We start from the raw sequence: 15,182 nt of genomic DNA, 5'->3' as shown, positions 1-15,182 counted from the left end.
TTTCTTATCTTTATTATTGCAGACAAGGATTGGGTATTTCTTTATTTTTTCTTAGGAAACCTCAAGTATTTTCTTACATTATACCAAAAAATTATAAAAATTCAAAAAAGAACTGCTCTTCTGGTTTAAACAACGCAAAATCAGAAGGACAGCCCTTTTTCTCTTAATTTTTATATGTAGTTTACAGATGCAAGGAAATATTCCTTTAATGTTGATGGCAGCTTATGCCTTTTAATCACATCCTCGCAGTATCTTTTATACACGGATTTTAATCCCTTGTTATGACGGCCGTCCCCTTTTGACATATAATAAATGTATGCCAGAAGCACAATAACATCAAATGTAATAATTTCGATCTGTTTCAGTTCATCCAAATCCTTTGCAATCTGATCCACCATAATTTCTTTGGAACTAAAGTAATTGATCTTATGAAAAGCCCCATAGGCCAAACTATATACTTCTCCTCTGTCTTTTGTGCTTCCCCGTGAATAGGACACCCTGTCATGTCTTGCAATGCTGTTGAATATGGTCGTATATATCGGATCTTTTCCATATAAATCATTTTCTGAAACAATTGTTACATTCTTTCCCTTATATTCATCCACCAAAGCTCTGGATGCTTCGTCCAGTTCACAATAAACCATTTCATGTATCATAATCTGCTCAAAGCTCTCCAGCATCGGAAGAAGATACAGCTGCTTCATATTTTCAAATGAACAATTGGGATCCGAGCCTCTGTCTTCAATCCCTACCATAAAAATATTTGCGTCAAACAAAACCGGCTGCTGAATGAGGATTTTTAACGAAATCTTCTTTAACGGGGAAATCATAGCTCCTTCCTCCAAATCTGTCCGATATAATCCATCAGTTCCGTATCATCCTCATCTTCATCCTCATCTGAAATTTTATCAAAAAATTCATAAATTAATGAACTGTCCAATTCCAGCAGCTTTGCGTCTGCCAGCATTTCCTCTCGCGATGCGAGACCGGCGTCATAGGCAAGGCGCATCTGTCTATAAATAAGGCTGTCTGAATCAAAATGATGATTACTGCAGCCATAGAGATGTTTCACTCGCTTCTCTAAAAACTTTATCTCCTGTAAAATACCTTTTATAAAACTGTAATTTTGAATATACTCCTCTATATCATCCATGTAATGTTCTTCATACAGCCTATAGATTACAGCTTTCAAAGGTAATTGATATTTCACTGTAAGATATATGCCAAGAGCAGCGTAGTCTTCAAAAAGCCATTTTCGTTCCCCCAGGCCGCCAAGTCGTTTTTTGAATAATTTTATTTCATTTCGCAAAGCCTCTTCCGGGAGCAGAAATTCTGCTGCAAAACGGCTTGCTTTTTTTTCATTGATGCTTTCCAGCGCGGAAAAGTTACAGATAAAGGGCTCTTCTTTCACTCTGGCATAATCTGTGATGTAATGATAATATTCATGGGCTGCCGCAAAAATTTGATTAATAAGCGGCTTTCTGGAATTCAGTACTACATAAGCTTTATCCGAGCCGCTCTGCGGAATGTACAGCAGGCCGTCAATCTTTTCCGAATCAAAATCAACCAGCTCAAAACGGATATTTGCGCTTTGCTCCATAATCCAGTCAAATATTTTTTCTCCAATAGGAGCCAGCGCATAATTTACCCGCTTCTCTTTTACCAGCTCTTTAATTGCGTCTATCTCTTCTTCTGTTAAAGAGGCAGTATTGAAATCATACTCTGCCTGATAATATGTCTCAAAAAGTTCTTGATTATCTACAGATACCATCCGCGCACCTTCTTGCCAAAGCTTCATATTTTTCTCTTACTTTTATTCTGTCCATCATTACGGCAATTTTCTCTTTATCATTCTCTTCCAGACTGCCCATTAAATAAATAAGTCCGTCGCTGTCACTCTCAACAAAATACTCTCCCGGATTCCGTCCAAAAACGCCGCACATCTTATCGAGGATTTCCAGGGTCGGCATCTGCTTTCCTGTTTCGAGCAGAGATAAAGTGCTTCTATTGATTCCCAGCTTTTCCGAAAACTTCACCTGTGTTTCATTTCCCCGCAACACGATCAGATCTTGACAAAATTTCTCCGTATTAAATGATTTCATTGTTTTCCCTCCCAAGTAATACGTTAAATATATTAACACACTATCCCAAAAACGTCAATTCTTGTTAGATTTTACAACCTTATTATATGCAGTTTTGTTCCATTCAACCCTCATAAAGCTTATTCTGCCTTGTCTGCGCAGATTTTTAATAGGGACTGCCCTTTTAAAGCCGCCTTCAGCAAGAGCAATCCCTTTCAGATCCTTATTGTACTGGTTCTCGATTCACAATCTTAATATAAGTCCTGGTTGTAATCAGATAGACAATCCCGTATGCAGCGGAAAATAGCAGGAAGCTGACAGCCGACACCCGGATAAGCAGGGGGCGGTTATCAAGCACGGCGGCTTTCAGCACCTGATACACGGCCGGCAGGGCAAAGGCAAGATGGAGGCCCGCCATCCCAAGGGGCAGACAGAACACCGTAAGCATCTGGGAGTTGATGCTGCGGCGGATCTCCTTTCGCGTCATACCAATTTTGCGCATAATAGAAAACTGCCTCTGATCCTCATAGCCCTCGGAAATCTGTTTATAGTACATAATCAAAGCAGCCGCAAAGACAAATACCAGGCTGACAACAAAGGCTAGAAACAATACCCCTCCGGCAAGGCTTTTCAGCTTGGCCCATTTTTCAGCCTTTGTATACCAGGTACACTCCGGCGCATTTTCCTCCTCTGACACTTCCTGTATCCACGCCTCACAGGCATCCCCGATGACAAGCTGCCGGTCTTGCTCCTCCGCAAGCCTCACACCGTATTCCCAAAAGCACAGCACCTGATTTTTCGTGCTCCAGGCAGAAGCATCGAATCCGCCCCAGAATCCTTCCATATCCGGGACTACAAGAACCATGTAATCCATCATCATGTCAGAATAACTGCCGTATAGCTTAAAGGCAGATAATTCCGGCATCTGCCTTACCGCCTTTTTAACAGTATATTCGCTCCCGTCCCAATTGCGGATTCTTTCGGCTTCCCCTGCCCTGGCTCCTCCTGCAAGGAACACCTCGCCGGCCTTCAATTCCTCCGCCGTATGGCAGAGACGATTGTAGTCTTCCAGGGAGATAACGCGTACACACACATAATTTTCCAGATATTCGTTCCACTCCTTCACGCTGCCCTCGCCGGGCGCATTTTTATAAATATCAACGTTCAGATCCAGGACGCCTTCCTCTATAGGCGCGTCAATTCCCACCTCGTAAAGTCCTGCAATCTCCGACACCTTGGCGCCTGCATCCTTTAGAACGGATTCCAGCTCTGCCTGGTATCTCAGCCCTGTTTCTCCCTGATTCAGTCCGTCCACCTCAATCATGCCGCCCAAATCATAAGGATAGTGACGTTCAATAATATCATCCACACCTGTGTAAAAACCGGCTGTCCCCACCAGAGCCACCAGAATTGCAGCGGCCAGAATACAGATAGAAGCCAGGCTTGCACCGTTTCGCTTCATCCGGTAGGTCAAGGCGGACACAGTGACAAAGTGGGCCGTTTTGTAGTAATAGCGCTTCCTCCTTTTCAGCCAGCCGCACAGAAATACAGATCCGGCGACAAAAAGCAGGTAGGTTCCGATTACCGCCAAGCCGGCAGCCATCATAAGCTGTACCATGGCATCCCGGGGATTTTCAATCCGGACTGCCCACGCATAAGCTCCTGCAGTAAGAGCCAGCCCGGCAGCGGCAAGCGCCCGGCGGCTTTTGGGAGGACGTTCCCCTGCTGCCTCGCTTCCAAGCAGCTCTATGGGATTGTTCTGCCGGATCTGCCGGGCAGTATTAAGGAAAATAAGTCCATAAATTCCTGCATAAAGCACTAAGGCCGTGAAAAACGCCTTCCACTCAATATAAATGCGATAATTGATTTCCTCCTCCATAATATTTACCAGGCCCAGCTCTGCAATTTTCGAAAACAGCACGCCGAAAAATATGCCCGTAAAAATTACAATTCCATAGGTAATCAGATTTTCCCAAATGAGGCTTACAAGAATATTCCCCTTATTCATACCCAGAATATTGTAAAGCCCGAATTCCTTTTTGCGGTTCCTCATAAGAGAGGAGCTGGTATAAAATAAAAACGGGACAGAGAACACTCCTATCAGCGCCTCGCCGCAGATGAGCAGCGTCGTCATTGCCTCGCCTCCGCGCAGATTGTGTACCATACTGGATTCTGCCAAAAATGCAAGGATATAGAATATCATCACCATGGCCGTTCCCGACAAAAGATAGGGAAAATAAAGCTGCTTGTTTTTCTTAATCCCCGTCAGCGCGAGCCTTCTGTAAATTCCTTTTTTCATCTGTGCTCACCACCTGTCATCAGTATAGTCAGCGTATCCGTGATCTTCTGATAGAGCTGCTCATCGCTGTCCTCCCCCCGGCAGATCTGATGAAAGACCTCCCCGTCCTTGATAAACAGGACACATTTGGCCCGGCTGGCTGCGGCTGCCGAGTGGGTAACCATGAGAATGGTCTGGCCGCTCTCATTGACAGCCCCGAAAAGACGTAAAAGCTCGTCGGAAGCCCTGGAATCCAGTGCGCCGGTTGGTTCGTCTGCCAGAATCAGATGGGGCTTTGTGATCAGCGCCCTGGCAACGGCGGCCCTCTGCTTCTGGCCTCCCGATACCTCGTAAGGATATTTTTTCAGGAGCTCCGTGATGCCCAGCATTTTTGCTATGGGCATAAGCCTATGGTGCATTTCCTCATAGGAAGCGCCTGCCAGAACCAGGGGAAGGTATATATTGTCCTCCAGGCTAAAGGTGTCAAGCAGGTGAAACTCCTGAAATACAAAGCCCAGGCTGCTTCTGCGGAATTTTGCAAGCTGCTTTTCCGACATTTTTGTGATGTCCCTTCCGTTTAAGAGAACAGAACCTCCGGTGGGCTTGTCGAGGGCTGCCAGGATGTTCAGCAGGGTGGTTTTTCCGGAACCGGATTCTCCCATAATCGCTACGTATTCTCCCTGCTCCACAGTAAAGGTTACGTTGCGCAGCGCAGTCACCTGACTGGAGCCAAAGCGTGTGGTGTATATCTTTTTCAGTCCTTTTACTTCTAAAATGCTCATGTTGAATGCCTCCTTTTGCTTTCTAAGTCTATCCTAACAAAGAAAGGGAAGTGTATTCCATTGCTTCGGCTTACATTTCCCCTTGATTTCTAACATTTTTGTAAGAACTTTTTGAAAAACAGGCATCCCGCTTTACGGCGGCTCCAACAATCAGGAGCATGCTCACTGCTCAGTCATTCATGGGATTCTGCATAAGGCTTAAATCTATCTTTACAGTCGTGCCGCTCTCCGGCTGGGAGGTTATGGAGATCTCCGCTCCCAGACGTTTACAAATCTCCCTACACAGAAAAAGGCCCAGGCCGCTTGCGTGCTTGTCCCGGCGGCCATTGATTCCGGTGTAGCCTCTCTCAAAAATCCGCGGAAGATCCTGGGGCGCTATGCCGATTCCTGTATCGCGGATGCAGAGCGTCTTAGGTTCTTCCGAACATATGGCAATGGAGCCCTGGCCTGTGTATTTCAGGGCATTGGAAAGAAGCTGCTCAATCACGAAGGAAAGCCATTTTTCATCGGATATTACTGTTTCTTTGACTGGCTCATAATCAAGCTTAAGCTTCTTGATGATAAAATCTCCCCGGAGCTTCCGGAGGTTTTCCCGTATGATTTTGTCCAGGCTGACAGGGGCAAATACGTAGTCTGTGGATTCCGCACCCATTTTTAAGTAGGTGAGCACCATTTCCACGTAATGCTCAATGTGGAGGAGATCGGACTTTAACCTTTGGGAGAGCCTGGTGTCCTCAGCTTCCAGGTTGAGGCGCATGGAGGCAATGGGGGTTTTGATTTGATGCACCCATATGGTGAAATAGTCTATCATTTCCTGACTGGTTTCTGTATGTTGTTCCTTCATGGACTGCATTTCCATACACAGCTTTTGAATCACGGACTGGTAATCGCTTTCCTCTGCCGCCGCTGGTATGGGAAGCTCATTTTTCAGTACATCTCCCTGGAGGTCTGCCAGTCTTGTCAATAATTTATGCTTTTTGTAAGCCTTGTACATGGAATTGCACAGAAAAATGCTGCCAAGCAGGGCACAGATTACGGCCGGATACAGAACCGCAGACAGTGGCAGGCGATACAGCCAGAAAACGATTCCAAAAACCGCTGCAAAAAGCAGTTCCAATAAAAGAAGCCGCATATGCTCCCGCAAATACCGAAGCGCAAAGGTCATGCCGATTCCTCCCCTATATAATAGCCCACGCCGAATTTTGTATGGATAAAGCCGGGAAGGCCCTTTGATTCAAGCTTTTTCCGCAGGCGGCCTACATTGACGGTCAGTGTGTTATCATCAATGTAACAGTCGGATTCCCACAAAAGCTCCATAAGGCGTTCCCGGCTGACGATCCGGCCCTTGTTTTCCATGAGCAGGCAGAGGATCCGGTGTTCGTTTTTTGTCAGATCAATGGTAATGTCCTGATAGGTAAGCGTCCCGTTTTCCACGTTGAGGAAGGCTCCCTGATGCTCTAAGACGGGCATAGCTGCCGCAAAATCATAGGAGCGGCGCAGAAGCGCCTGGATCTTGGCAAAGAGCACGTCCATATCAAAGGGCTTTGCCACAAAGTCGTCGCCGCCCATGCTCATTGCCATAACCATATTCATATTGTCGGAGGCGGAGGAGAGGAAGATAATCGGAACCTTAGACAGCTTCCGAAGCTCGGTGCACCAGTAATAGCCGTCAAAGGCCGGAAGGCCGATGTCCATCAGCACAAGATGGGGCTGTATTTCCGAAAACTCTGTGAGGATTTTGCGGAAATTTCCCACTCCATATACCCGGAGCTCCCATTTTTCGCCTCTCGCTTTTACTGCCTCCAGAATGCCCTGGTCGTCTTCTATCATATAGATGCGGTACATCTCCCTTTTCCTCCTCTCCCAGTTTCTATTTTTATCATTTTAGAATCATCTTACTACAAAAATTTTAGAATGTCATTTGATTTTATTTAGAAATGCCAAAAAAGGCTGCCGGGAAATATGACATCAAACTTTTCTGATGTCATATTTTCCGACAGACCCTTTCGACACTTTCGCTTACCGGCTGTCTTTTAATGCATAGCATTTACACGTATTGTATTGTCCTCCGGACTTCCTGCTATCAGATACTGATATTCCGTTCCATCCAGCTCAAAGGTTCCTTCGCAGCTTCCATTTGCAAAAGATTCTGTAACGTCAATCCGGACAGCTCCGTTTATATCCAGGAAAATGTGCTCTCCTTCCTTAACGACCTGGACTTTTGCGGGATCTGCACATTCTTCTTCCGTGCTCTTCGCCGCAGTCTCTTCGTTTCCGGTCATGTCTTCTCCCTTCTCAGGGCCCTCTGCATCCACCTCATACTTAACCGTGTATACCATTCCGTCTCCCAGTTCATAGTAGGTTCCAGGTTCTGCAGGCAGTACTCTTCCGTCTGATGTAGTCACCGAAATGATCCAGTATCTTCCTGTGGCTGCGTAGGAGATAATATTGCTGGAAATCAGCGCCAGCGCCAATGCAGCTGCTGCAATACAGCTTCTGCGCAATATTTTTTTCCCGTGTTTCTGATGATATTCTTTTCCCATAGCTTCCACCTTTCTCAACAGTTGCTCGGAAGCATGTACTTCCCGGTAGGCAGCCTGGTAGAATTCCTTGTTTTCTTTTTCACCTGTCATTTCCACGCCTCCTTTAATTGTTGTCTCAATTTTTCACGAGCCCGCATTAAGCGGGTCTGGATGGCAGTTTCGGAGATGTGAAGAAGCTTTGCAATTTCCTTTATGCTGTATTCTTCATAGTAATAGAGGTAGGTTGCCTCCCGGTATTTGGGCGGCAGCTTCTGCACTGCCCAAAAGAGCTCACTGTGTTCCGGCTCTGTGAATTCCGGTTCTGTAAGAGTTTCCTCCAGGGAAATGACTCTCTTTCTCCACAGGGAGCGCCAGAGGTTATTCGCCTCGTTTACTGTCACTCGGATGAGCCATTTGCGGATATGCTCTTCGTCCTGGAACTCCGGGCTGCTCTCCAACAGCTTGAGAAAGGTACTCTGAACGATGTCTTCTGCATCGTGAGGATTCTTACAGCTGCTTAGGGCAACACGGTATACCGTGTCCAGATACCGTTGAACAATCCGTGTGTACTCTGTCTCCTCCAAAGACTCACCTCCTGTTCTGCTTTTGAAAGGCCTTTCAATATTAGAACGGGTCTGGGGGCTGGTATATCACATTTTTTATCAATAAATTTTTTTGTTTAGTCACTTAGCGTCTATCCAGCCATAATTTCTCATTTCTTGCCGAAATGCGCTCCTTCTTGGATATTTATCCTTATATGATGTCATAAGTCTCTGTTTTGCGTTTATCTCTCCCATGGACTCCCGCACCTCTCCCAAAGCAGCGATATACGCCGCACATTCCCCATAATAATTTCTGCGGTTTGCGTCCATAATTCCTGCTGTCCGCTTTTCAAGCAGCGCTGTAATTCTTTTTAGCGCACGGTCTCTGATATCAGATTCCATTTGGATCTTAGACTTCCATTTTAAAAATAATTGGCAGAACAGCTCGTTTTCGCCTATCTTTTCAAGACCGCAGACACCTTTTCGATATTCTTCTGAGGAAAATTTCATAACGCTTTTCACAATCTCTGCCATAGCAGCCATTCCTTTGCCGTTCCATTGCCCCTCGTACAAATATAACAGATACAGCGCAATTCCCTGTTTCATAAAAGTTCCCGTCCAGCCTAATGCCTGCGATTGATTCAATCCCTTATCCAATACATCCGCAAACTGCCCGTCTAAAAATCCGAGCAGGAAAACCGTATTGCCATCCAGTCTGTTTTCTTCCCTTTCGGAGCATGAATAACTCCTTTCATGTATGCCAAAAGAGCTGCCGCCTTTATCTACAGATGATTTCATAAAGATCTTTTGAAGCGCTTCCCTTTTCTTATCATCTTCGCTGCCATTTAACAGCGCACGAAGATAGTTCAATGCAGAGGTATCCGATTCATATGCCGCAAAATAGCACTTTTCCAGTAAAGGCAATTCCCCGTTTGACGCAATAACATACTCAGCCGTTTTCAATGCTGCCCTGCTGCGTATAATATATTTCTCCGGTATCGCCTTCATCGCTTTTATTCCTATGGATACCATATCATTTGCCGCCGCATATTTCCTGTCTTCCAATATATTCACATATAATCCCGGATGGACAGCGGCATATTTTTCCGCGTACGGAACCTCCAAAGAAATATCGTTTAACAAACTGACTGCTTCCAGAATAAGGCGATCCGCATCATGCCCTGTCTTATCGCCAAGATATTCAATCCAAAACGGAAGAAACTCCTCAAATGCAGGTAATTCTTCATCGCCATGCTGCATAATCGCTTCTAATGTAACTGCATCCTCTTTTGCATTTACAATAATGCCATACAATGTCTCCGGACGTTTGACCGGCGGTACTGTATGATATGCACAATATATCGTATCAAGGACAAACCGTCTCAGGCTGAAGTTCAACAGTTCACAGCGCGCCATATCCCTGAGGGAAAATTCTTCATCGCCATACTCACTATCGCATAGAATTTCCATTGCCAACATTTGACTTCCGACTTCAAAGCCTTCTCGATATCTCTCCCTGTCCATACAAATATGCACGAAATCACAGGCTTCCTCAAGCATATCTGAAATTCCGCTGTTGTCCTCGTAATAAAATTCTTCGCCGCTGTCAGCATACCATTCATCATATTCTTCGTTCAATATTTCAGTAATCGCAATTTCCTGTGAATCAATGCTCTCTAAATTGTCTTTGGCACGGCGATACATTTCATCGAAACCAATATCTGTTTCCTCATTTTTGTCTGGCATCCTTCCTGCTTTATTCCCGATAGATTTCAGCATTTCCAGAAACTCTTCCCTGCGCTGCTCCGGCAAAACCCTCCCGATCCCATGAATAAAAGCAATGAGCTGTTCTGCTGAATATTGCGCTGTAAGGGTATCCGTCTGTTTTAAAAAATTTGTCAGGTTCATATCGTATCTCCATTCTTATCTCTATTAGCAGTGATTTACTGTCTGGCGGACTGCGTGGGTTTCACCAATACATTCCTGCTCCAGCTTTATATTTTTTTCCAGCATAAATCGGATTATCTCGCAGAATTCTTTCTCTTTGCCTATTTTCCTCAATCGCTTTTGATCTGACTCAGTCAAGCGCTTTCCATATTGCATATATCGTTTCAGTGTATCCAAATCCATATGGTAACTCAAAAACGGAATTCCCGTCTTTTTCCGCAGATCCAGAAGAATGGAAAATCCTCCCGCATCAATATCTCCAAAATGATAATACTTCGCATCCGGGATTGTTTCATAAACCATTTTTAAAAAAGTCCTTCGAATCCTGTTGTGATATCCGCCAAGATATATAAAAAGACTATCCTCCTCCCAGTACCTAAAAAAAGAGGTGAGATTTTCGATGGTAATTACTTTCTTTATCCTGCTCAGATCCGAAAACCGAATGCTTGAAAGATCCTCGCCGGAAATGCCTATTCCCTGCTTTAACAGAGATAAATCGATGATTCCCTCACCGATAGATATCCTGGCATCCCCCTTAAAATACACATAATCAGGGGTTCTGTAAATTCCATATTCCGCCAATAGTTCCAAGGTGTCCATTTCCGCATATTCCTCCGAAAACTGCCGGAATACTTTGGCAATACGACTTTCTATCCGCTCAAAATACTTTGAATCCTGAAAATGCCTGATAGAAAATTCCCTGATATAGCATGACTTCCTATTCTGCTCTACAAGTACACATGCCCGAAGAAACTCTTCCGTCTCCTTCCTCTTCTCCAGCTCAATATATTCTTTTACTGACTTATGATTTTGTAACCGTTCCAGAAGATACCCAGCAAAAGCCGCTGTGATGGGCGCTTCCACATTCAGATATTTCTGAAGCAGGGTAATGTTTTCTTCTTCCAATCCCCGCTTTGGCTTACGTCCAGCATATTGATAAGCCTCTTCTATGTGATCTGTCATCAGCCGGACTTTCCAAATCACATAATCCTGCTTGTTATCCTTCCAAATGATGCGGATTAGCTTTTTGCTTTCCAACAACTTCATCAATACATGAATGTTTTCATATTCGTTAGAGCTCTCATCAAAATAGGACGGGATCGATGTCTTTGTAAAACGGAGCTCTATCTGTATGGTCCGTTTATTCTCCCCTGTAGACAGCAGACTGTTCTCATATGCATCTAACAGGTGATTTAAAACTCTCCGATCATACTGCACCATTGATATACCTCTCTGCAAAGCTTACCTTTTCGTCCGTCATCACCAGCAGCGTTTCTTCAACGAACGGACTGATATACTGTATTTTATCAGGAGGAGCTGCAATCAGAATCTGCAGCGGCAGTCTTCTTAAGAATTCCAGAACACCACCGATCCTTTCGTCATCCATGTTATTAAAGGCCTCATCAAACAGCACAAGGCCTATTGCTTCTCCTCCGATATTATTTTTATAAAGCTGGACAAAAGATGCCGCTACCGTCACATAAAACGGCGTCTGCGTTTCTCCGCCGCTCTTTTCCTCACACACTTTGGAATACAGAGAATAATTTCCATCACTATGAATGATGCGGATATCATAATCCATATAGGTTCGATAATCCGTAAATTCATCTAAGGCCCTGGCATTATTCTCATTATCCAGCGCCAGCCGTTCAAACAACTCCTCTATAACCGCTTTATGATTCTCGTGGAACAGCCCGCTGAAAATGGATTCTCCCCGCATAGCATTAAAATCATCCATGATCATCTCATAATACTGTCTATATCTTTTACTCGGCATATATAGGAACTCATACTTTTCATTGCTGAATATAATATCATCAAGCGCCTTATTCAGCTCTTTGAACTCTGCCTGAGCCGTCTTCATATTTTCCTGCAGCTTGGAAAGGAACTGCTCTCTGAATTCTTCCTCTGCCGCACATCTGGCCGCCTCCACTTTGCCTTCGTACTGCAGCAGTTCCGAATTCTTAAGCTTCATATATTCTGTTTCAAAATCCGGATAACCATCCATCGTCGCCGGAGCCCCAAAATCATGAGCCGTTTTGTATTCGCCCATGAATTCCTTCATGGAATCGACGGCTTTATCTACCAGCGTCTGATTCGCTTTTCTCCGCCTGAGATAATTATCCCGGAACTGTGAGAAGGACTTATCCTCGGTATGTTTCTCATATTCCTGCTCCCAAACCGGCAGGGAATCACCGGCTTTATCTCCCAATTCCTTGTAAATAACTGCTTTTTCGGCATGCTTTATCTGCCCGTCTGCCGCCTGTTCTTTTGTCAGGCTGATTCTTTCTTCCGTTTTGCCTGCCGCTCTGTTCAAAGAATCCAGTTTAACCGCCAGCTCTCCCAGTATTTTCTCAAGCGCTGACAGCTGTACCTGTTTCATAATCATATTGGAGTTCTTCTCTAAGGTGGCAATATTTTCTCTGCATTTATTGATTTCCAGCTCAACCTGACGCAAGTCCCCAATAACATCCAGCCTGTACTTGATGTCTGTATCATACTCAGTCTCCAAAGGCTCCAGGACGAATTCCATCTGTTCCAGTCTGGTATGAATCTGCCTCAACTGTTCCTTTATATCTTCACGCTTTTTCCTGGCCTGTTCCAGCTGGACCTTTAACGCATTCTGACCAATGTAAGGAGTTTCAAAAACAGCCGGCTTTATGGCACTGGCCACATGATTCTGATACTTCATACACTCCTTTGTAATGGATGTTTTATAGTTTTTCAGATCCCGATAGCGCACACACATGTGCACTTTTCCCAAAATCATATTGATATAGCGTTTTGCATATTTGTTTTTTGAGGTAACAACGGAGGCCAGCGATCCTTCCGGAGCCGTATCATGCTGATCCAGATTCTGCGTATTGATAAGGCCGACTCCGTATGCTTTTCCCTCTTTTCGCAGCTTGTCATAAGTACCCAGCGCAATATCAAAGCTATCCGGTTCTACTAAAATGTAAAACCTCTGTGTATTCAAATACCCCTCTACCGCATTTCGCCATGAATCATCCGTGATTTCTAACATCTCGCATAAGATGCGTGGTTCCGGCGTTCTGCCAATGCGGCTGAATTCTTCTTTTATGGCCGTTCTGACACGCTCCACATCTTCTGCATAGGATAGCTTTTTCTTCATCAATTGTTCTATTTTGCCGTCCAGCTCCTGCTTCTGACTGCTGACCCTTGCTTCTTCCGTCAATGCTTCCGCTCTTTTTTTGAAAATCTTATCACGCATTTCATTTTTATAAGCGAGCACATGCAAAAGTGTATCCTTCGTCTCTGCCAGATTGATATCCTTGTCTATTTCACATAAATTTTTATAGTAAAGCCTTACTGTGCTGTCTACATCCCTGACCTGCAGCAGCTTCTTAAGCTGCCCCTTCGCCGCATCTACGCTTTTTTGGAGTATTTTGCGTTCTGTCAGCATCTCTTCTTTTTTGCTTTCCAATAAATGCAGCCTTTTCTCCTGTTCATCCTTTGCCAGGAAATCCTTATCTGTTGCAAGTTCCGCCCTCAGATCATCCCTAATCTGCTGCTTTTCGGTCTGTTCTGCTCTCACAGAGTCAATCTGCCTGTTCTGCTCCTCCAATCTGAGGATATCCGACTGTATTTCTGACTGCATTCTCTTAATATCTTCACCAATCAGATCTGCTTCCACTCTGGCAAGATAATATTCATACTGACTGTCCTTACGCAGGCCATCCACTGCCTGCTCATGCATGGTATTGATTTTTTCCAGTCTTCCAATACGAATCTTTACATTCTCTAACGTGCGCTGCAAATCCTGGTATGTGCGGACATTTTCACGCAGCACATCAATATTCACTTCTTTCTCATCTAACACATAGGAATAAACAAAATCTTTGATATCATCGATCGGCCTGAAAGCCAGGGCCTTTGGGATAAGTCTGAAAAACTTATCCTCGATTCGTCCAAACCTGTTTTTCATCATAGATCTGGCTTCTTTGTCCGTCGTACACCATTGTTTAATCTTCTTAGCGTTCGTAGTTCTGAACTGGTTGATGGACTTTGGTGTTTTCCCCTGGAAGAAAAGAGAATCCTCCAGACAGATGCCGTCCATCAAATATCTTGCCGTTTTTTCCTGTCCCTCAGAAGCCGAATCTACCACTGCACCCACCACAAAGTATTTATCCCTTTTTTCCTCATAGAATTCCAATGCAATATGTGCACTGATTTCACCGGTACGTTCATACGGCCTCTTTTCCCGTCCTGTTTTGCAGCGGATATATCCTGTTAGTTTTCTCTTCCCATTCTCGTGTGCTGCTTTATTGAAATAATTTGTAGAACAAATCACTACAAACTGGATTGCGTCCAAAAGCGTGGACTTGCCGGCGCCATTTTCACCGGAAATCAAAGTGGATTTTTCTAACTCAATCGTCGTGTTCGTAAAACGATGCCAGTTAATCAGCTTCACCCTCATCAGCTTCTTCACTGCTCTTTCCTCCCTTTTTGTAAATCTCCAGTTTCTCATAGGCAGCCTTAATATCTTCCACCCGGACGGCCATCAGAATCGCATCAAAAATAATGATGCGCGCTTCTTCATCTGTCAGGTTGGTATCGAGGGTTTCAATCAGCTGAAATCTTTTTAATGTGCTGATTGCATTACGAAAAGTTGTTTTATCAATCATCTTGTCCCGGATTTTTAGGCTTAAGAATTTTTCATGAATATCGCCCACATTTACGATCACTTCATCTGAAACGGAAAGGTCTCTTCTTTTTTCGTCATAAAGAATTCGAAGAATCAGCAGAAGAATGGATTCGAACAGCTTCATATTATAGCGGTTGTAATTCTGAGGATTTGTCAGCTGGATGACATCGTATTCCTCATTGATCTCCAGACGGTATCCCAAAAGAGCAAAGCATTCCGAAAACTTTTCTTTATATTTCATTATAAAATAGTAATCCTGCTTGTTTGTTTCATTTCTCCTGCAAAGAAAGCACGAGCTTAGAAGGCGATTGCAGATTCTTGAAAAGTCGTCTTTATCCCGCTGCAGCATTCCCTCTAGAATATT

13 protein-coding genes are annotated in these 15,182 nt (G+C 44.3%); all 13 read right to left on the bottom strand.

Annotated features, from left to right (window positions below; genetic code table 11):
• Positions 1 to 170 precede the first annotated feature (170 nt).
• A complete protein-coding gene (locus VV089_RS19935) occupies positions 171 to 830 on the bottom strand; it encodes a hypothetical protein (protein WP_334337130.1) in 660 nt (219 codons plus the stop codon).
• Entirely contained in the window at positions 827 to 1,771 is a 945-nt protein-coding gene (locus VV089_RS19930) for an ImmA/IrrE family metallo-endopeptidase (RefSeq protein WP_334337129.1), read from the bottom strand. Before VV089_RS19930 ends, VV089_RS19935 begins: the two co-directional genes overlap by 4 nt.
• Positions 1,755 to 2,102, bottom strand: a complete 348-nt coding sequence (locus VV089_RS19925; RefSeq protein ID WP_334337128.1) for a helix-turn-helix domain-containing protein — start codon at positions 2,100 to 2,102, stop codon at positions 1,755 to 1,757. Before VV089_RS19925 ends, VV089_RS19930 begins: the two co-directional genes overlap by 17 nt.
• A 202-nt stretch (positions 2,103 to 2,304) precedes the next feature.
• The gene (locus tag VV089_RS19920; protein ID WP_334337127.1) at positions 2,305 to 4,380 is read right to left on the bottom strand and encodes an ABC transporter permease; all 2,076 of its coding nucleotides are present in this window, start codon (positions 4,378 to 4,380) and stop codon (positions 2,305 to 2,307) included.
• A complete protein-coding gene (locus tag VV089_RS19915) occupies positions 4,377 to 5,141 on the bottom strand; it encodes an ABC transporter ATP-binding protein (RefSeq protein ID WP_334337126.1) in 765 nt (254 codons plus the stop codon). The genes VV089_RS19920 and VV089_RS19915 overlap by 4 nt, the downstream gene beginning before the upstream one ends.
• Positions 5,142 to 5,310: 169 nt before the next feature.
• Positions 5,311 to 6,306, bottom strand: a complete 996-nt coding sequence (locus VV089_RS19910) for a sensor histidine kinase (RefSeq protein WP_334337125.1) — start codon at positions 6,304 to 6,306, stop codon at positions 5,311 to 5,313.
• Positions 6,303 to 6,986 (bottom strand): response regulator transcription factor, encoded by a 684-nt coding sequence (locus tag VV089_RS19905; protein WP_334337124.1) that lies wholly within the window; start codon positions 6,984 to 6,986, stop codon positions 6,303 to 6,305. The genes VV089_RS19910 and VV089_RS19905 overlap by 4 nt, the downstream gene beginning before the upstream one ends.
• Positions 6,987 to 7,174: 188 nt before the next feature.
• Positions 7,175 to 7,774 (bottom strand): hypothetical protein, encoded by a 600-nt coding sequence (locus tag VV089_RS19900; RefSeq protein ID WP_334337123.1) that lies wholly within the window; start codon positions 7,772 to 7,774, stop codon positions 7,175 to 7,177.
• Positions 7,771 to 8,247 carry an RNA polymerase sigma factor gene (locus tag VV089_RS19895; protein ID WP_334337122.1) on the bottom strand — a complete coding sequence of 159 codons (477 nt, stop codon included), beginning with the start codon at positions 8,245 to 8,247 and terminating at the stop codon, positions 7,771 to 7,773. Before VV089_RS19895 ends, VV089_RS19900 begins: the two co-directional genes overlap by 4 nt.
• A gap of 99 nt (positions 8,248 to 8,346) precedes the next feature.
• Positions 8,347 to 10,113, bottom strand: coding sequence for a hypothetical protein (locus VV089_RS19890; RefSeq protein WP_334337121.1), 1,767 nt, complete (start codon positions 10,111 to 10,113; stop codon positions 8,347 to 8,349).
• A 24-nt stretch (positions 10,114 to 10,137) separates the two neighbouring features.
• Complete coding sequence (locus VV089_RS19885; protein ID WP_334337120.1) at positions 10,138 to 11,373, bottom strand: Wadjet anti-phage system protein JetD domain-containing protein; 1,236 nt, start codon at positions 11,371 to 11,373, stop codon at positions 10,138 to 10,140.
• Positions 11,360 to 14,602, bottom strand: coding sequence for an ATP-binding protein (locus tag VV089_RS19880; RefSeq protein WP_334337119.1), 3,243 nt, complete (start codon positions 14,600 to 14,602; stop codon positions 11,360 to 11,362). Before VV089_RS19880 ends, VV089_RS19885 begins: the two co-directional genes overlap by 14 nt.
• On the bottom strand, positions 14,571 to 15,167 hold the full coding sequence (locus VV089_RS19875; protein ID WP_334337600.1) for a DUF4194 domain-containing protein: 597 nt from the start codon (positions 15,165 to 15,167) through the stop codon (positions 14,571 to 14,573). Before VV089_RS19875 ends, VV089_RS19880 begins: the two co-directional genes overlap by 32 nt.
• Between the last annotated feature and the right edge of the window lie 15 nt (positions 15,168 to 15,182).

It is taken from the genome of Candidatus Merdisoma sp. JLR.KK011 (assembly GCF_036941125.1).
Taxonomy (GTDB): Bacteria; Bacillota; Clostridia; order Lachnospirales; family Lachnospiraceae; genus Laedolimicola.
The sequence above is the reverse complement of the archived record's forward strand: the minus strand, read 5'-3'. Positions and strand labels throughout refer to the sequence as shown.